Here is a 19185-nt window from a genome sequence, read left to right on the forward strand (position 1 = left end):
TCCCGGAGGAGCCGTTACGCGCAGGCGTTCGTAAGCCGAGGCTAGGCAGCCTGAACAGCGGGCTGGTCCTCGTCGATAAAGAAGCGCTTGTACCACACCAGGAACACGAGCGGCGTATAGATCTTGCGCTGGAAATCGCCCTTGCCCGCAAAGTGCAGATCGAGCAGGTGCATGAGCTCGTCGGTATCGAAGAACTCGCTTGCCCACGGCGCGGTGAAGTACTCCTTGACATAGTCGTACCACTTTTGCTCGCGCAGCCAGTAGACAATCGGCACCGGGAAGCCCACCTTGGGACGGGTGGCCCACTCATCGGGCAGCGACTTGTTGGCAGCGTGGCGGAGTACCTGTTTGTTGCCGTTCTCGTTGATGCGGTAGCGATCGGGAATGTGCTCGGCGAACTCCATGACTTTGCGGTCCAGGAAGGGCACGCGCAGCTCCAGCGAGTGCGCCATGCACATCTTGTCGGCCTTGAGCAGAATGTCGCCCGGGAGCCACATGTTCATATCCAGGTACTGCTTCTTGACCAACTCGGGCTGACCCTTCACGCGCGCATAGATGGGGGCGGCAAGCTCGAAGGCGCCATCGCCGGTGTTGTACTCGGGCTTGAGCACGCCGTCGACCTCGCGCTCCGGCCATACCAGAGCCTGTCCCAGGAACGACTTCTCGGGGATCTCGGCACCCTTGACCAGGAAGTTATGTCCCTTGAAGTACGGCATATGCAACGCCAGGTTACCGAGCGCGCGACGGATGGGCAGCGGCACCATCTTTTTGTACTTGCGCACCGGAACCGTGTCCTCGTAGTAGGCGTAGCCGCCAAAGAGCTCGTCGGCGCCTTCGCCCGAAAGCACGACGGTGACGTCCTTGCGCGCCATCTCGGCCAAGAACCACAACGGCACAGACGACAGGTTGGACTGTGGCTCGTCCATGTGATACTGAATGTCCTCGAGTGCGCCAAAGAACTCGTCGGCGGTGATCATCTTGCGAACATTCTCGACGCCAAGCTTGTCGGAAAGTTCCTTGGCGTAGTTAGTCTCGTTGAAATTCTTGTAATCGAAGCCCACCGAGAAGGTCTTGTCGGGCATGAGGCAAGCGGCGATGTAGCTGGAGTCGACGCCGCCGGAGAGGAACGACGCGACCTTGACGTCGGCGATGCGATGGGCCTCGACGCTCTCGTGCACGACCTCGTCCAGCTCGTCGACGTACTCCTCGAACGGCTTCTCGACGGCAGAGTAATCGCAATCCCAGTAGCGCTCGATGTTCATCTTGCCGGTCGGGATATCGACGGTAAAGTAGTGCGCCGGCGGCAGCTTGTAGACACCCTCGAAGAAGGTCTCCTCGGTTGCCGAATACTGCAGCGTCATGTACGGACGCAGGGCCTTTTTGTTGACCGCCTTGTGGAAGTGCGGGTAGTCCAGGAAGCTCTTGATCTCGGAACCGAAGAGCACGCCCGGAGCGCCGTCGCCCGCATCGGCCATGGGATAGTAGTAGAGCGGCTTGATGCCAAAGATATCGCGGGCGCCAAAAAGCTTATTCTTCTTCTTGTCCCAGATGACGAAGGCGTACATACCGCGCAAGCGATCGAGTACTGCCTCGCCCCACTCCTCATAGCCGTGCAGGAGGCTCTCGGTGTCGGCGCCGCAGTGGAACTTGTAGCCCTTGGCCTCGAGCTCGGAACGGAGCTCTTGGAAGTTGTAGATCTCGCCGTTGAAGACAATGACGACGCTACCGTCCTCATTGGCCATGGGCTGAGCGCCGGCCTCGGTCAGGTCGAGGATCGACAAGCGGCGGAAGCCGAGGGCAACGCGGCCGTCGATAAACTGGCCGCCCATGTCGGGACCACGATGGACGATGCGGTCCATCATCTTGGTGAGCACCTCGGATTGGTTATCCGTCCCACCGACAAAACCGACAAAACCGCACATATACTATCCCCTCTGCTGTTGCTGGGTATCAAATCGAATCAGTAGCTTTTGAGTATACCCGAGGGCGTAAAGAGGGGCGGAATGTTCAGGCAATCTCAACTGAATCAGCTCCGCGCCGACACGCGCCGGTTACCTTTAATGGATATGAGATGAATGAGGCGATTGTTTTGCTATACTCTCTCCGCACGGGCGATTGGCGCAACGGTTAGCGCAGGTGCTTTACACGCACAAGGCTGGGGGTTCGAATCCCTCATCGCCCACCATTGAATTGGAAACGGTCCTCGCAAGGGGACCGTTTTTGTTTGGGCCCAGCGCATGGGATTCGAACCCGACAGGGTGCGAAGCTGAGGAAACGCGAAGCGTTTTCCAGCGCAGCACGCGAGGGCCGCAGGCCCGAAGCGAAAGCGGGCGGCGTCAGCCGCACGCGACATCCCTCATCGCCCACCACTGATTTGATAGGCTCCCAGCTATGGGGGCCTTTCTTTTTTGGGCCCATCGCGGGGGGATTCGAACCCGCAAGGGTGCGGAGCTGAGGAAACGCGAAGCGTTTTCCAGCGCAGCACGCGAGAAGCGGAGCGACGAAGCGAGAGCGGGCGGCGTCAGCCGCACGCGACATCCCTCATCGCCCACCACTGATTTGATAGGCTCCCAGCAATGGGAGCCTTTCTTTTTTGGGCCCATTTCATGGGATTCGAACCCGCCAGCACGACTGTCACAAAGGCCGTGGCCAGAAAATGGCAAAAATGAGTACTGTTACTAATTTTGTAGCAGCGATTTTTGGGTTTCGCTGGGTAAATCTAGCCCTGAATCAGCGATTTGAAGCCTTTGCTAGCTGTTTCCCCATTAACATAACTGAACATGTGTGGTCTAACTAATCCTAGATAGTCGGTTTCATATGAGATTCAGCTGGTAACAGTACTCATATTTGATGTTTTTTGACCAGCAGGTCTCCCCGCCTTAGCAAATCTAAGGCAAAACGGGCTCCAGACCGCTGAATCGTGCCGCATATGGCACGTCCACAGTCCGGAACCCGGTTCAAATTGAGTTATTGCGCCGCGTTAGCCCAAGACACCCGACAGAATCTCGATCAGACTGTCCACGTCGGATTCCTCGCAGACGAGCGGCGGCAGGAAACGCAGCGTATGGGCACCCGTAGCGTTAATCACGGCACCGGCGGCCAGCGCGCGGGCAACAATATCATGCGCGTCGCCCGCGGCATCATCCAAATCACAGCCGAGCATCAAGCCGCGGCCACGCACCTCGGTCACGTTCGGCAGCTTGGCGAGCTTTGCCTCCATATAGGCGCCTACCTTGGCAGCATGGTCGGCATAATCGCCGCGCACGAGCGCGGAGAGCGTCGCGGCGCACGCCGCGACAGCCAAGCAGCTACCGCCAAAGGTCGAGCCGTGGTCGCCCGGCTTAAACACGTCGGCAATCTCCTTCTTTGCTACGACGGCACCCATGGGCACGCCATCGGCAATGCCCTTGGCAAGGCTCATGATGTCGGGTTCCACGCCATAGGTTTGGAATGCAAACGGCTTGCCGGAGCGGAAGATGCCGCACTGGACCTCGTCGGCTATAAGCACGGCGCCCACTTCGTGTGCCAGGTCGCGCGCTGCCGCCATAAACTCCTCGGTCATGGGGTGCACGCCACTCTCACCCTGGATCGGCTCGAGCATCACGGCACATATTTCGCTCCCCAGCTGCTTAAAGATCGCACGCAGTTCATCGATATCGTTGGGCGTACAGGCCACAAAGCCACCCGGCAGCGGGCGGAAACTATCCTGCAGCCAATCCTGCATGGTGGCGGCAATGGTCTCGAGCGTACGGCCGTGGAAGCCGCCGCGCATGCACACGATAGTGTTGCCGCCGTTACCGGCACGCTTGGCGTACAGGCGCGCAAGCTTCATCGAGCCCTCATTGGCCTCGGCGCCGGAGTTGGCAAAGAAGGTCTCCCAAACCTGCTCATCCGCAGCCGGGGCACCAAGAGCAGCTGCCGTGGTCTCATCGCCGGCGGCAATGGCATCGGCAAGCACGCGTGCACCATCTAAGTCGTCGTTGGCAAGCTTGGACAGCAGCGCCGCGACCTGTCCACGCTGCTCGATGTAGAAGTAATTGGAGACATGCATGAGCTTTTTGGTCTGTGCCTCGAGCGCCGAGAGCACAGCCGGGTCGCCATGACCTAGGCTGCACACGCCGATGCCGGCAAGAAAGTCGAGGTACTCACGACCATCGTCGCCGGTGAGCTTCATGCCGTGACCCTCGACAAACTCGACCGGAGAGCGGCCAAAGGTATGCATAACGTAATGGGATTCAAGCGATTGCTGAGCTGCAAGTGACATGGGATGCCTTTCGTTGAGCGCCGGACGGCGCAGGCCTATGGGTGCAGAAATGGGGCGGCTGCGGGTCAGTTAGACTGTCTGAAGCTTCTCGACCTCGTCGAGGTTCTCGGTCAGACGCGCAGCAAACGTCGAAAGCGGATGCGGATGCGTATCGAACTCGTAAGCCGTCTCGGTGGAATGGATCACGGTGCCGACGCCGGCATCGGTCAGCAGCTCCAGCAGCAGCGAATGCGGCGTGGTGCCGTTGATGATGTGAGCGCGAAATACGCCGCCGGCAAGCGCATCGACGGCCGCACGCAGCTTGGGAATCATGCCCTTATCGACCTCGCCGCCGTAGAGCATTTCGTTAACCTCGTCGAGCGTTAGGTTGGAGATGAGTGAGTCTTTATCGCTAAAGTCCTTGTACAGGCCGTCGACGTCGGTCAAAAAGATCGCCTTATGCGCATGCAGCGCCGCCGCAACGGCACCGGCGGCGGTATCGGCGTTGATGTTGAAGAAACCGCCGTCCTCCCCCGCCGCGACGGTAGCGATGACGGGGATGTACTCGCTATCGAGCAGGCGCTCGATATAGTCGGTGTTGACGTGCGTGACCTTGCCTACGCGGCCGAGTTCGGGGTCGAGCGGCTCGGCGATGAGCGTACCGGCATCGCTGCCCGAAACGCCCACGGCCAGGTTGCCGTGATGGTTGAGCGCCGCGACCAGCTCCTGGTTGACCTTGCCGCCCAGCACCTCGCGCACGATATCCATGGTCGCCGGCGTGGTCACGCGCTGGCCGTTCATAAACTCGACGGGGATGTCGTAGTGGCTAAGCGCCTCGTTGATAGCCTTGCCGCCGCCATGCACGATGACGGGGCGCATGCCGATGATCTTAAGCAGGACGATGTCGCTCATCACGTCGCGGCGCAGCTGCTCATCAACCATGGCGGCTCCGCCATATTTGATAACAACCGTCTTGCCGGTCAGGTTCTTAATCCACGGCAGCGCTTCGAACAGCAGCTGCGCGGTTGCTTCGTTGGATTCGCTCGAACGACAATCGCGTGCGAATTTCATAATCTGCCTCGTCTTTCGTATCGTTATCGCGCCGTGCTCCGCTGTCCGCAATCGCGGCAAGATACGCAGCGTGCCTGGAATCTAGGAACGGTAGTCGCCGTTAATGGAGATGTACTCGTGCGTGAGGTCGCAAGTCCACACGGTGGTCGCCGCGTCGCCCGCGCCCAGGTCTGCCGAGATCACAATCTCGGGCGCCTCAAAACGTCGCAGAGCCTCGTCCTCGTCAAAGGGAACAGTCAGACCGTCGCGACAGACAGGCATGCCCATCATGTCGATGGAAACGTCTTCCTGATTAAACTTCACGCCGCACTTGCCAAGCGCCATAGCAACGCGGCCCCAGTTGCAGTCGTGGCCGGCGATGCAGGTCTTAACGAGCGGCGAGTTGGCAACGGCACGGGCGGCGATATCGGCCTCCTCGTCGTTGGCGGCGCCGGTAACGTTGACCGTAACAAGCTTGGATGCGCCCTCACCATCGGCGGCGATATTGCGCGCCAGGCTCTCGCACACCTCGTGCACGGCAAATGCCAACTCGTCAAAGGCATCGGAGCCCTCGACGATAGGCTCGGCATCTGCGGCAGCGGCGCCGGAGGCAAGCATGATGCAGGTGTCGTTGGTCGAGGTGTCGGAATCGACCGTTACCTTGTTAAAGGTCTGCTTGACGGTCGAGAGCAGCAGGGCATGAAGTGCCGCAGGCTCGACGGGGACATCGGTGGTGATAACTGCGATCATGGTGGCCATGTTGGGCATGATCATGCCCGAGCCCTTGCACATTCCGCCTACCGTATAGACATTGCCCGCATGACCCGCAGCCTCACTGACGTAGGACACGGCGTACTCCTTGGAGTGCGTGTCGGTCGTCATGATGGCGCGAGCGGCATCGGCGCCACCGTGGGCGGAGAGCGCCTCGTAGGCAGCAGGAATGGCGGTCTCAAACGTGTCGATCGGCAGAATCTGGCCAATTACGCCCGTGGAGGCGACCAGAATCTGCTGGGGCTCGCAGCCGATGACCTGCGAGGCGATGTTGCAGGTCTCGCGCGCGCAGGCAAGGCCGGTCTCACCCGTGGCGGCGTTGGCATTGCCAGAGTTGACCGAAACGCCGGCAATGACGCCGTAGCCCTTGTCGGCGCCGCCCAAGTTGGCACGGCTCACCTGCACGGGCGCCGCACAAAAGCGGTTAGTCGTAAACACACCGGCCCCGGGGCAAGGCTTATCGGGCACGACGAGCGCGTAATCCAGGCGCTCGGGATTCTTGCGGAATCCGGCATGGATGCCCGCCGCCTTAAAGCCGGCCGCCGCCGTTACGCCGCCCTCTACGGCACGAATCTTGATATCGAACTGCTCAGCATTCATCGTCTTTACGACTCCTTATGTCAAACAAAAAATGGGCATCGGTTGGTGCGCCATGCCAGTCGTGATCATGAGACCAGCTTAAGAGTGGCGCCCCATTCGATGCCCGACTACCAAATCGTTAACAATCGAATGTGCTACACCGGGCACGCCACTGTAGGCAAGCCTCGTCGCTCGTCAAAGCCAAAGACGATATTGGCGCACTGGACTGCTTGGCCCGCAGCGCCCTTGCACAGATTGTCGATGGCGCCCGTCGCCACCAGCACGCCCGCGCGCTTGTTGAGCGCGAGGCCAATCTGGGCAGCGTTGGTGCCGACGACCGAAGCCGTCTTGGGCTGCTGGCCGGCATCGAGCACGCGCACAAAGGTGCGACCGGCGTAGAACTGCTTGTAATGGTCGACGACATCCTCAAGAGCCAGCGTGTCGAGAGCCTGCGGCGCGAGCGGCAGCGTCACCGTGGAGAGCAGACCGCGCTTGAGCGGTGCCAGGTGCGGGGTAAAGACGACGCGATCGGTCAGGCCAAGGATTTGCTCAATCTCGGGCGTGTGGCGATGCTTGCCCACGCCGTAGGCCTCCAAGTTCTCGTCGGCGCTGCAAAAATGGGTGCGGGCGTTGCAGGACTTACCGGCGCCCGTCACGCCGCTAATGGCATCGACAATCACGGGACCGTTCTCGGCCACCCAGCCCGCGCGCACGGCGGGCGCGGCGGCAAGGCTCGTTGCGGTGGGATAGCAACCGGCGCAGGCGACCAGCACGGGTTTGCCGTCGGCATGGTCGGATGCGGCGGTCTCCAAGTCCTGGCAGAACAGCTCGGGCAGACCGAAGGCACGGGTCTTGAGCAGCTCGGGGCTCGTATGCTCGGCGGCATACCAAGCCTCAAAAACGGACGCGTCGTTCAGACGGTAGTCGGCCGAAAGATCAAAGCAGGAGACGCCCGATGCAAGCAGCGCGGGCACCTGTGCCATGGCAGCCGTGTGCGGCACGGCCAAAAAGACCGCGTCGCAGTTCTTGAGCTCGGGGGCATCATGCGTCGTAAAGACAAGATCGCTTACGCCGGTGAAGCTCGGGTACACCGCAGACAACGGCTGGCCGGCATCGGCGTTGGACGTAATGGCAGCAAGTTCAAACTCGGGATGACCGAGGACGAGGCGAATGAGCTCGGCTCCGGCATATCCAGCCGCGCCGACGATTCCAACCTTCAAAGACATATCAGACTCCTTGTCTGCGATTTATGCACCGATGCGCATTTCGCAGCGGTCGTTATGAAGTGGGTTGAAACTTTAGCACCAAAAGATGCATGAATACGTAAATGGCTTGCATATTCATGCATTGAAACATTCCCGACACATTCGCTTGAAGGAATTGACAAATGGAGCGGGCCCCGTATTGACCGGCGCTCCTAACGGCGCCGGGCAATACGGGGCCCGCCCATGCGAAAACCAAGTTGTTAGGATGAGCCAGCTGGCTAGAGCTCGACCGGCACCCATTCGTCGTGATTGCAGATAAAAGCCTCGGGATCCTCGACGCTAAAGAAGACGAGCGTGGGGTCGTTAGGCCCCTCATAGTGCTCGCCCAGGTGCTCTAGATGCTTCCACCCGGCTTCGCGCATTTCGCCTAAAGCCCGGTCATCCAAGCCGGCACGCCCGCGCAAGATGAGCCAGCCATGGCCCGGCCACCAACTCGTGGCCTCAAAGCGCTGGTTTTGCAGCAGCTCTTGCCACACATCTTTGGTGCGCGCTGTTACAAACCACAGCTTGCCATCCTGGATCTGAGCAAACGAAAATGGACGTACATGTGGCTGCCCGTCCACGCTCGTCGCCAAGTACCACGCCGGCACCGACGTCAGATACTCCAAAACCGTATTCAATCCGTCCATGCGTCCTCCTGCCACTAGCCAATTTGGAACGGGTAGTTAATTTGAGACGCGCTAGAGCTCCAGATGCTCTTCGCTGCCGTCGATATCGCAGAAGCGGGCGGCGATATTGCGGACCGAGAAAAACGCAAGACGACCGTCGTTGGCGCTCTCATGCTTCTCGCCAATGCCCACCATGTGCTTAAAGCCTGCTTCGCGAACGCGGTCGCTCACCACCGCATCGTCCTCGAGCGCGGCCTCGCCGGACAATACGATCCAGCACTCCCCCGGCTTCCAGCCCGAAAGCTCGAACTTGGGGTTCGCGCTGAGCTCGGCCCACACATCCTTATCGCGCGAGGTGCAAAACCACAGCTTGTCATCATCGACCATGGCAAACGAGAACGGCCTCACGCGCGGCTGATGTCCGTCCGTCACGTCGATCGTGGCGAGATACCACGCCGGAATACGCCTAAGATACGAACAGGCGCGCTCGAGCTGCGCCGTGCGGTCGTTGTCGGTCATGGGAATCCCTTTCCTGCGCTCGAATCGCGCCTAAACAAGTTGAAGATTGATGACGATGACGCAGATGAGCAGCAGCGCTGTCACCACCGCCGCCAACGCATCGCCGCGGCCAAATGCAAGCGCATGCAGACGCGTGCGGCCCTGTTCGCCGTGATAGCAGCGTGCATCCATGGCAGCAGACAACGTCTCGGCATGACGGAACACGCCCGTGAACAGTGGAATCGCCACACTGCCGAGCATACGCACGCCGCCGAGCGGGCCACCCGTTACGCGTGCACCACGGCTTGCCTGCGCATCGGCCGTCTGCTTCATCTCGGTGGCAAACTGCGGCATAAAGCGCAGCGCGATGCCCATGATCATGCCGAGCTCGTGCGCAGGGAGCCCCACACGCGCAAACGGCGCGAGCAGGCGCTCGAAGCCCGCGGTGAGGTCGAGCGTCGGTGTGGTGAGCGTGATGGCGCTCATACCGGCCATCATCAAGGTCAGGCGGCACGCCATAAAGGCGGCGGAATGCAGCGAGCCCTCGCTTATCCGCAGAAAGCCGAGCTGCCACAGGATGCGCCCACTCTGATCGGTAAACAAGTTGAGCACCGCGACCACCACGACAATCGCCAGCAATGGTGCCATCGATGATAGGACCCGGCGCAACGGCACCCGGGACACGGTATAGATCAGGACAACGAAGATTGCGACCGGGGCCAGTCCGCGGAAGCTGCTGACCGTGAGCGTCGTGATCAGAAACACAAAGCCCAAGAGCAACTTAGTTCGCGGGTCCAGGCGGTGGATCGCACTATCGCCGGGATAGTAGCTGCCAAACGAAAACGCCTCCATTAGCAGCCCTCCTCTCGCGCGACCGTCTTGGATTTAGCAATGTCCGCGACGTTAGAAGGACCGTCTGAGCGACCGATCGGCAAATCTGCCAACTCGTCGGCCAACGACTCAACCGTATAGAGCCCGCCGCGACGCAGCGGCACGCCCGCTTCCGCGAGCGCCAACGCCATGCGCTGGGCAGCGGGAACACCCAAGCCGATTGATTTAAGCTCATCCGCATGCGCAAAAACCTGAGCGGGCGTGCCCTCAGCAAACACCGCGCCCTCGTTCATCACGACAATACGATCGCAGCAATTGGCAAGGTCATCCATACTGTGTGAGACCATGACGACGGTCAGGCCCCCATGGTGAAGTCGATCGATGAGCTCCAGGAAATCACTGCGCGCCGCCGGATCGAGCCCCGCCATGGGCTCATCGAGTACCAAGACCTCGGGCTCCATGGCAAGCACGCCGGCAAACGCCACGCGCCGCTGTTGGCCACCCGAAAGCTCAAAGGGACTCTTGTCGCCCACCGTGGCCAAGTCGAGGCCCACGCGCGCGAGCGATGACTCAACGCGGCGCGCGACCTCGGCCTGCGACAAGCCAAGGTTGTGCGGGCCAAACGCCACGTCCTGCGTCACGGTTTCGGCAAACAGCTGACGCTCGGGATATTGAAACACCACGCCGACCTTGGCCTTAACCGCGGCGGCATCTTTCTTGTTTGCCAGGTCGAGCCCCAACGCGTAAACGGAACCCTCCTGGGGGCGAATCAAACCGTTGAGATGCTGGACCAGCGTCGACTTACCCGAACCGGTATGACCTGCTAAGCCCAGGAACTCGCCGCGACGCACCGTCAGCGATACATCGCGCAGCGCCCACGGGCTGCTGGGGTCGTTTCCCCAGAGAGCCTGTTTGCTCGATTTGCCCGCAACGGCCGAGCGCTTATGCCAGCGGCGACGCTCGCGCGGACTGAGCGAATAACTGTACGAAACATGGGATAGCTCGATGACGGGCTCCGACGCGTTGCCCTCGTTGTCTACCGGAACAGTGCCGTCAGCGATTTCCAACTGGGACGCGGAAGGCCGCCCTGCGGTGTCTTCCCCACTCCGGTCGGCATATACCTGCGCAATCTCGGCGACCATATCCGCCTCGCGCACCTGCGCATGAACGGGCACGCCCTTCGCACGAAGCGCCGTGCCCAAGCAGCACGACGCCGGCATATCCAGGTTGAGCTCCGCGAGCTCATCTGCCCGCGTCAGAATCTCCTCGGGCGTACCGAGCATGGCAACGCGCCCCGCCCGAAATACCGCGACACGATCGGCCTCGGCGGCCTCTTCCATAAAGTGCGTAATCATCACGATGGTCATGCCGCGATCGTGCAACGCGTGGCAAGCCTTCATGAGGCCCTTGCGTCCACGCGGATCGAGCATCGAAGAAGCCTCGTCCAAGATGAGCACGCGCGGTTCCATGGCGAGCACACCGGCAAGCGCCACGCGCTGCTTTTGGCCACCCGAGAGCGCGTGGGTCTCGTGGCGCTCAAAGCCCACCAGGCCCACGCCCTTCAGCGCCTCGCGTACACGCTGTGCTATTTGTGCCGATGGCACGCCAAGGTTTTCGGGACCAAACGCAATGTCATCTTCGACAAGCGTTGCCACCAGCTGGTCGCCGGGATTCTGGAATACCATGCCCGCAGTCGAGCGGATGTCGTAGACCAGCTCGGGATCGGACGCGTCCATGCCGTTGATGCGTACCGTGCCCGCATCGGGCTGCAACAGTGCATTCAGATGCTTGGCAAACGTCGACTTGCCCGACCCATTGCCACCGAGGATGCAGAAAAACTCCCCGTCCTCAATGTTCAGATCGACGCCGTCGAGTGCCGGTACGGCACCGTCATAGCTAAAGGAAACACCTCGGCACTCAATCATGCGCGACCTTTTACCTGGTCCTTTTTGGGCGTGATGAGATTAGAGACCGCCTTGTACACCGCCAGCGTTAATACCGAGTTGAGCACGGTCTTGATGAGGTTGAACGGCAGCACGGCAGGAATCATGAGCGGGGCGATCACATCAACCGAGCCATACCAGAACCATACGCCAATGGTAAGGTTTGCGACCATAGACAACGCCGTAGCGGCAATAACGCCGAGCACCAGACCAATCACGGCACCCTTATAGGTATGCATCTTCTGGTAGACGATAGCCGCGGGCAGAATATAACCCAGCGTAGCAACCAAGTTCATAAGCGCGCCGACCCAGTCACCCGTGGTGAGCGCATGGATAACGATAGCCATAGCGGCAACAGCGGTACCGGCGCCGGGACCATACGCAAACCCGCACACCATCGCCGGCACCAGCGACGGGTCATACGTCAAAAACGGCGCCGAGGGAAGAATGGGCAGCTGCACATACATAAACAGGGCACCCAAGGCGCACATCAGCGCCATGGTAACGAGCTGTTTGGTGCTCCACCTATTCGTGTTCTCAAAATGGATATGCTGCGACTGTTCAGACATAAGATCACCTGCCTCTTTCATCCGGACTTTAACCGTTGGTACTGGGATCTCACCAGTTCAGCCGGCATGCGAACCAACACACGCACGGGTCGCGGACTCATCGGCTCGGTCGCAGACACCTCGCCTGCGCCACGGCGTCCCTTTGACACCGCCCGACTTACCGCCAGTGGGGAATTCCACCCCGCCCTGAAACAGCAATTGCAAGTGTAGCACGAGCAATCGTTCGCGCAAGTATGCCAAGGGTAATTTGTGGTGGGAAACGCTCCAGAAATGCGGTAGGGACAAGTTAGCGCAACAACCACGTCCTCCATCCGCCCCAAAGTAGCGCGCCTTCCGCGGCAGAGCCGCGAAACAGCGACCGGGACACGCATCCCCCTCAACCACGTCCTCCTCCGCCCGCCGACCTCAAGGCCGTAAACGCAGGGAATCCGGGGGCGTGACGGGGGCTTCTCTCCGGAACATTCCGCAAAGGACGCAAAGAGGCTCCGCAGCGCGAAGCGCGATGCGGAGCCTCTTTGCATGTCCGAGGACGTTCCGGAGAGAAGACCCCGTCACGCCCCCGGATTCCCGGTGGGAGTTCTAGACCTTGTCGGCCTTAGTACATACCGCCGCCCTGCTGACCAGCGGTAGCAGCAGCGATAGCGTCCTCAAGCTGAGTGTTCTTGGGCACATCGGAGACGGTAGCCTCGGTGATGAGGATCAGGCTGGCGACAGAAGCAGCGTTCTGCAGGGTGACGCGGCTGACCTTGACGGGGTCGAGGACGCCCATCTCGATCATGTCGCCCCACTCGCCGTTGGCAGAGTTGAGACCCTGGCCGGCGGGCAGCTCGGCAACCTTGTCGACCACGACAGCGCCCTCAAAGCCAGCGTTCTTGGCGATGGTGGCGACCGGAGCGGTCAGAGCCTTCTTGACGATATCGACGCCAATCTTCTCCTCGGGGTCGTCGATCTCGACAGCATCGAGCGCAGGAGCAGCGTCCATGAAGGCGACGCCACCGCCGGCGACGATGCCCTCCTCGACAGCAGCGCGGGTAGCCTGCAGGGCATCCTCAACGCGGTGCTTGATCTCCTTGAGCTCGGACTCGGTAGCAGCGCCGACCTTGATGACGGCAACGCCACCGGAGAGCTTGGCCAGGCGCTCCTGGAGCTTCTCACGGTCGAAGTCAGAGGTGGTGTTCTCCATCTCGCCCTTGATCTGAGCGATGCGGGCGTCGATGGCCTCCTTGGAGCCAGCGCCGCCGACGACGACGGTGTTGTCCTTGGAGATGGTGACGGACTTAGCGGTACCGAGCATATCAGCGGTGATGTCAGCGACCTTCACGCCCAGCTCGTCCAGAGCAGCCTGGCCACCGGTGAGGACGGCGATGTCCTCCAGGATGCGCTTGCGGCGATCGCCGTAGCCCGGGGCCTTGACGGCGCAGACGTTGAGGGCGCCACGGATCTTGTTGAGGACGAGGGTCGGCAGAGCCTCGCCATCGATGTCCTCAGCGATGATGAGCAGGCCACGGCCAGCGCGCTGGACAGCCTCGAGAACAGGCATGATGTCCTGGACGCTGGAGATCTTCTGGTCGGTGATGAGGATGTACGGATCCTTCATCACGGCCTCCATGCGGTCGTTATCCGTGACGAAGTAAGCGGAGACATAGCCCTTGTCGAACTGCATGCCCTCGACGGTGTCGATGGTGATGTCGAACGTCTGGGAATCCTCGACGGTGATGACGCCATCCTTGCCCACGACCTCCATGGCCTCGGCGATCTTCTCGCCGACCTCGGGGTCACCGGCGGAGATGGTACCGACGGAAGCAATCTGCTCCTTGGTCTCGACCGGCTTGGCCTGCTTCTTCATCTCGGCGACGGCGGCGTTGACGGCCTTGTCGATGCCGCGACGGATGGCCAGCGGGTTGGCGCCAGCGGCGACGTTGCGCAGACCGTCGTTGACGATGGCTTGAGCGAGCAGGGTTGCGGTGGTGGTGCCGTCACCCACGGTGTCGTTGGTCTTGGTGGCGACCTCCTTCACCAGCTGAGCGCCCATGTTCTCGATGTTGTCCTCGAGCTCGATCTCCTTGGCGACAGAAACGCCGTCGTTGGTGATGGTCGGAGCACCGAACGTGCGCTGCAGCGCAACGTAGCGGCCCTTGGGGCCCATGGTGACGGTAACGGCGTCGGCCAGAGTGTTGACGCCCTTGGCAAGCTTAGCGCGGGCATCGGTGTTGAACGTAATGTTCTTTGCCATGGTAGGTAATCCTCCAAAAGAAATGTGACTCGCGTCGCCGCTTCCGAGTCCTATGCGGCGGGCGCGTTCAAAGACGAATCAGAGATTCTGACGAGACTAGGCCTCGACGACAGCGTAGATGTCGTCGGCGCGCATCAGCAGATACTTCTCGCCGTCGACCTTGACCTCGTTGCCACCGAACTTACCATAGATGACAACGTCACCGACCTTGACGTCCATGGGGATGCGCTCACCCTTGTCGTTGACCTTGCCGGCGCCAACGGCAACGATGGTGCCGCGCTGCGGCTTCTCCTGGGCGTTGCTGGCGATATACAGACCAGAAGCGGTCTTCTGCTCGGCCTCGTCGGGCTTGACCAGAACACGATCTGCAAGCGGCTTCAAAGACGACATGCTTGTTTCCTCCTTTTTGGGCCGCGCGGTTATGCCGCGCGAATTAACCCTTTTTGTTTGCGTACGCGTTGAATGGTACCCACGAATGGCGGGTTATACAACACGGAGTCAAAAAATCTTATTTTTTGGCACTTAGATTTTCTGAATGCCGGGGGATAACTTAGCGATGCCTCCCGTGTGGCTCCGGAGGGGCGGGGCATAAGGTTTCCTGCTCGGGCAGTCCTGCTCGCACGAAGGCCACATTAAGTGGCCTTCGGCTCGTGCGGAACTCGCGATAAACCTTATGCCCCGCCCCTCCGGAGCCACACGGGAGGCAGGTTAACTAATTCGGGCCCGGCATTCAGAAAAGTCAGTGCAGCAAAATGGCGATGCGGATAGCGACATGTGCATGGTTTTCGCTGCGCGCACGGGTCCCCTGGGGAGCACCGTGCATTTTTGGGAGTATTCAGCAGACTAGGACGGCTGCATACGTGCCGGACACACCATATTGGTCCCAAGGACGCCTTCGGCCGGCGATTTTGGTCGGCAGGCAAACCCCGTCAGGACAGAAAGGCATGCCTCACGCCGCACCGGAGCACAAAATGACGTCAATCTCTGCAACGTTACTCAGCCGCAGCGGCACAGGCAGAGCTCGCGGTGCTGAATACTCCGTTTTTTGCACGGCGCGGACGGGGGTACATCAGGATCCGGAAGAACATCCCAGCCTTTTTATGCAATTCGTAATGGAAAGTATGCAAAACACCTAGAGATAGCATTGCTGCTGTCCAAATTGGGCGCGGGGCGGCGGCGCCTCCGCCCCGCGCCCAAATCAAGCAGGGCGGGGACGCTCCTAACGAACCCCCCATTTGCAAACAAACGCGGCTCGAGCGCCATCCCAAAATAAGCTGCCCGAGCCGCGTTTAACGGTAAGACATGAATACTTAGCGCTCGTAGATCAGGTTGCCGGCTAGGTAGGTGGCTTGGACTTTGGTGGCTTGGAGTTCTTGGGGGTCGATGGTGAGTGGGTTTTGGTCCAGGACTACCAGGTCGGCGTATTTGCCGGGTTCTAGGCTGCCGAGGTTTTGCTCGTCGCCCGCTGCATAGGCGCTGCCCAGGGTGTAGTTGCGCAGAGCCGTTGCCGCATCGATACGCTCGCTCGGCAGCCAACCGCCCTCGGGCCAGTGGCTGCGGGGGTCTTGGCGGGTGATAGCCGTGTAGAGCACGTTCATGCTGGTAACGGCTGTGATGGGGCTATCGGTGCCGAAGGCTTGGCGGATGCCGCGCTGCTTATAGGTCGCAAACGGCCACATGATGCGGCTACGCTCCAAGCCCAGGTCGCGCTCCGGACCACCCGGGTCGAGTGTGATATGACAGGGCTGGCTCGAGGCAATGACGTTGAGTTTGCGCAGACGATCGATGTCCTCGGGCAGCAGATTCTCCAAATGCTCAAGCGTATTATGGCCGTGCTGGGGCAAGCCGTAGAGCTCTGCCGCCTCCTCAAAGATATCGAGTGCGGCATGGATGGCGCCGTCGCCGATAACGTGGATGCGCACGGTGTGGCCGCGCTCGGCTGCCGCCAGGACCAGCTTGCGCATGCGCTCGACGGGAACCGTCAGGCGACCTTGATCGCCCGGGAAGCGCGGGTTGGTATAGGGATCGGTGAGATAGGCCGTGTGTTCGCTCGAGACGCCGTCGAAGAACTGCTTAAAACCAGGCGCCGAGAGCAGCGCGTTGTTCGCGTAGCGGGTCTGCAGTTCTTCTAAGCGCGATTGGTCATCCAGCAACGTGGGGAACAGATGGGCACGGATGCCCAGTTTGCCAGCTGCCTGCAGTTTGTCGTAGACGTCATCGCGGATAAAATCGCAGCCCGGCATGGGCATGAGCGACATATCGCATATCGAGGTGATGCCCTGCTCGGCCATCCGCCTCATTTGATCGGCGTAAGCGCTTGCGATGCGATCCTCGCCCAGCCACTCAAGGCAGCGCGGTAGCAGCTGCATAGCAGCTGCCTCGTGAGCAATGCCCGTGAGCTCGCCGTTTGCGTCCTTGTCGTAGCTGCCGCCCGCTGGCGGCTCGCTGTCGCGCGTGACGCCGAGCGCCTCGAGTGCACGGCTGTTGAGCCAAAGCGTGTGCCCGTCGCCCGAATACATAACGCAGGGACGATCGGGGAATGCCACATCGAGCGACGCCTTGCTAGGATGCTCGGGCGGGTCCCAACGGTAGTCGCGCCAGCCCTGCGTCACAACCCAAGCGTCATCGGGCAGGTCCTGGGAAAACTCGCGCGCATGCTGCACCAGTGCCGCCTCTGACGTGCCCATATCCATGAGCATGTACGGCGAGGAGCCGACCGAGGTATGGAAAAAGTGCAGGTGCGCGTCATGGAAACCGGGGCAGACAAACTGCTCGCCGTAGTCGATAACCGGCGTGGCGGCAGGCGCGGCGGCAATCACGTCATCGGGCGCACCGACTGCGACGATACGGTCGCCTGCGATGGCAATCGCCAGCTCGCGGGCAGTATCGATGCCGTCTTGCGCGGTAAAGACGTTCTTGGAGCGGATAATCCGATCGATATGTTGCATGGGCATCCCCATCTCTGGCAGGAAATTCAACACCCCCGAGTGTACTCCCCCGCCCTTGCAACAAAACCCCAAGCGGCAAACGGCAACTTTACCAGCCCTAGCGGCAGGTGGCATACTGGAGAGAGCCTGTACGATTTTGCGATCAACCCAGCAAGGAGCAAATCGACCATGACGAAGACCAAGGCACAGCAGATTATGGCGGCGACCGAGGCTCGCGCGGCTGACGACGTCACCGCAGCCATCAAAGATATCGCTACCGAGTTTGAACCCTATATCATCAAGCAGCGCCGGCACTTCCATAAGCACCCGGAGCTGAGCCTTGCCGAGGAGCGCACGACCTCCGACATCGCCAACCAGCTCGACGCCATGAATATCCCCTACGAGCGTCCGCTCAAGACCGGCTTGGTGGCAACGCTTCGCGGTACCGCGTCGGATGCCTACCACGAGGACGGCACGCCGCGCCGCCGTATCCTGCTGCGCGCGGATATCGACGCCCTGCCCGTCACCGAGCAGACCGGCGAGGAGTTTGCCAGCGTCAACGAGGGCTGCATGCACGCCTGCGGCCACGACTGCCACATCGCCATGATGCTCGGCACGCTGCAAATCCTGCGCCATATGACCGACGACATCCACGGCGAAGTCCGCATCGTCTTCCAACCCAGCGAGGAAAACGGCCAGGGCGCCAAGCTCATGATCGGCACGGGCGTGCTCGACGGCGTCGATGGCGCCTACGCCGCGCACATCTGGAGTGAGGTCGACGCCGGCACCGTGAGCTGCGAGCCCGGACCGCGCATGGCCAATACCGACTGGTTCCGCATCGACGTCCGCGGCACCTCGTGCCACGGTGCCATGCCCCAGCGCGGTCACGACGCCGTTATGGTTGCCGCCGAGATCGTCAACGCTCTGCAGACCATCGTTTCGCGCGAGATCAGTCCCTACGAGCCGGCCGTCATTACCGTCGGCGAGCTGCACGGCGGAACCGCGCGCAACGTTATCGCCGGCACGGCTTACCTCGCCGGCACGGTGCGCACCTACGGCGATTCGACCCACGAGGAAATGCCGGAGCTCATGCGCCGCATCGTGGAGCATACCGCGGCCGCCTTGGGCGCCGAGGCAAAGCTCACCGACTACACCATCGCCAACTACAAGGTCGAAAACGATGCCGCCTCGAGCGAGCGCTGCCGCCAGGCAGTAATCAAATGCTTGGGCCCCACCGGCCAAGGCCATTACCGCGGCACGCTTTCGGGCGAGGATTTTTCGGAGTACCTGCGCCGCGTACCGGGCGTGCTCGCCTTTGTAGGTACGCGCAACCCCAAGATTGGCGCCACGTACGCCCAACATTCCTGCTTCTACAAGATCGACGAGACTGTGCTGGCAAAGGGCTCCATGGTGGCCGCCCAGTATGCCATCGACTTTTTGGCCGAGCCCACACAAGAGGAGCTCGACGGCCCCGCGATCACCGCGGTCGCCGAAACCAACCCCGACCTGGCCGCCAAGTTGCGCTCTGCCAAGGCAACGACCGCCGAGGCTCGCGACGCCATCCATGACGCCCGCACGGCACGCCATGCCGCGATCAAGGGCATCCACGATGCACGTGCCGCCGCTCGCCGCGAGGAGAAGCGCGGCGAGTAGTCGATTCGCGGCCAT

General features: G+C 61.0%; 14 protein-coding genes, 1 tRNA gene and 1 riboswitch. Of the genes, 2 read left to right on the forward strand and 13 right to left on the reverse strand.

Features of this window, described 5'->3' with window-relative positions:
- Nucleotides 1-41: 41 nt before the first annotated feature.
- Complete coding sequence (gene asnB / locus DW112_RS01855) at nucleotides 42-1922, reverse strand: asparagine synthase (glutamine-hydrolyzing) (protein WP_117563808.1); 1881 nt, start codon at nucleotides 1920-1922, stop codon at nucleotides 42-44.
- Nucleotides 1923-2109: 187 nt separating this feature from the next.
- Between asnB and DW112_RS01860 the strand changes: the two genes are divergently transcribed.
- A tRNA-Val gene (locus tag DW112_RS01860) sits at nucleotides 2110-2185 on the forward strand.
- Nucleotides 2186-2980: 795 nt separating this feature from the next.
- On the opposite strand, the gene DW112_RS01865 is transcribed toward DW112_RS01860, so the two are convergent.
- The 12 genes from DW112_RS01865 to DW112_RS01920 all read right to left on the reverse strand — a co-directional run bounded on the left by DW112_RS01865 (nucleotide 2981) and on the right by DW112_RS01920 (nucleotide 17538).
- Nucleotides 2981-4264, reverse strand: a complete 1284-nt coding sequence (locus tag DW112_RS01865) for an aminotransferase class III-fold pyridoxal phosphate-dependent enzyme (RefSeq protein ID WP_118094706.1) — start codon at nucleotides 4262-4264, stop codon at nucleotides 2981-2983.
- Between the two features lie 69 nt (nucleotides 4265-4333).
- A complete protein-coding gene (gene argB, locus DW112_RS01870; protein ID WP_089572540.1) occupies nucleotides 4334-5314 on the reverse strand; it encodes an acetylglutamate kinase in 981 nt (326 codons plus the stop codon).
- A gap of 81 nt (nucleotides 5315-5395) precedes the next feature.
- Entirely contained in the window at nucleotides 5396-6664 is a 1269-nt protein-coding gene (gene argJ / locus DW112_RS01875) for a bifunctional glutamate N-acetyltransferase/amino-acid acetyltransferase ArgJ (RefSeq protein WP_089572541.1), read from the reverse strand.
- A gap of 134 nt (nucleotides 6665-6798) precedes the next feature.
- On the reverse strand, nucleotides 6799-7869 hold the full coding sequence (argC, locus tag DW112_RS01880) for an N-acetyl-gamma-glutamyl-phosphate reductase (RefSeq protein ID WP_055252304.1): 1071 nt from the start codon (nucleotides 7867-7869) through the stop codon (nucleotides 6799-6801).
- Between the two features lie 257 nt (nucleotides 7870-8126).
- Nucleotides 8127-8537, reverse strand: coding sequence for a pyridoxamine 5'-phosphate oxidase family protein (locus DW112_RS01885; protein ID WP_055252303.1), 411 nt, complete (start codon nucleotides 8535-8537; stop codon nucleotides 8127-8129).
- A 51-nt stretch (nucleotides 8538-8588) separates the two neighbouring features.
- Nucleotides 8589-9035 (reverse strand): pyridoxamine 5'-phosphate oxidase family protein, encoded by a 447-nt coding sequence (locus DW112_RS01890; protein WP_118094707.1) that lies wholly within the window; start codon nucleotides 9033-9035, stop codon nucleotides 8589-8591.
- A 30-nt stretch (nucleotides 9036-9065) separates the two neighbouring features.
- The gene (locus tag DW112_RS01895; RefSeq protein WP_118328219.1) at nucleotides 9066-9866 is read right to left on the reverse strand and encodes an energy-coupling factor transporter transmembrane protein EcfT; all 801 of its coding nucleotides are present in this window, start codon (nucleotides 9864-9866) and stop codon (nucleotides 9066-9068) included.
- The gene (locus DW112_RS01900; RefSeq protein WP_118328220.1) at nucleotides 9866-11770 is read right to left on the reverse strand and encodes an energy-coupling factor transporter ATPase; all 1905 of its coding nucleotides are present in this window, start codon (nucleotides 11768-11770) and stop codon (nucleotides 9866-9868) included. Before DW112_RS01900 ends, DW112_RS01895 begins: the two co-directional genes overlap by 1 nt.
- Nucleotides 11767-12357 (reverse strand): ECF transporter S component, encoded by a 591-nt coding sequence (locus DW112_RS01905; RefSeq protein WP_055252299.1) that lies wholly within the window; start codon nucleotides 12355-12357, stop codon nucleotides 11767-11769. The genes DW112_RS01900 and DW112_RS01905 overlap by 4 nt, the downstream gene beginning before the upstream one ends.
- Before the next feature lie 5 nt (nucleotides 12358-12362).
- Nucleotides 12363-12555: riboswitch (FMN riboswitch) on the reverse strand.
- A 397-nt stretch (nucleotides 12556-12952) separates the two neighbouring features.
- A complete protein-coding gene (gene groL / locus DW112_RS01910; protein ID WP_006234938.1) occupies nucleotides 12953-14590 on the reverse strand; it encodes a chaperonin GroEL in 1638 nt (545 codons plus the stop codon).
- A gap of 96 nt (nucleotides 14591-14686) precedes the next feature.
- Complete coding sequence (gene groES, locus DW112_RS01915) at nucleotides 14687-14980, reverse strand: co-chaperone GroES (protein WP_022094351.1); 294 nt, start codon at nucleotides 14978-14980, stop codon at nucleotides 14687-14689.
- A gap of 920 nt (nucleotides 14981-15900) precedes the next feature.
- Nucleotides 15901-17538, reverse strand: coding sequence for an amidohydrolase (locus DW112_RS01920; RefSeq protein WP_233545836.1), 1638 nt, complete (start codon nucleotides 17536-17538; stop codon nucleotides 15901-15903).
- Between the two features lie 168 nt (nucleotides 17539-17706).
- Here DW112_RS01920 and DW112_RS01925 point away from each other — a divergent pair, with 168 nt between their 5' ends.
- Complete coding sequence (locus DW112_RS01925; RefSeq protein WP_118328221.1) at nucleotides 17707-19170, forward strand: M20 family metallopeptidase; 1464 nt, start codon at nucleotides 17707-17709, stop codon at nucleotides 19168-19170.
- Nucleotides 19171-19185: the final 15 nt, after the last annotated feature.

The organism is Collinsella sp. AM09-41 (assembly GCF_003473245.1).
In the GTDB taxonomy this organism is placed as follows: Bacteria; Actinomycetota; Coriobacteriia; order Coriobacteriales; family Coriobacteriaceae; genus Collinsella.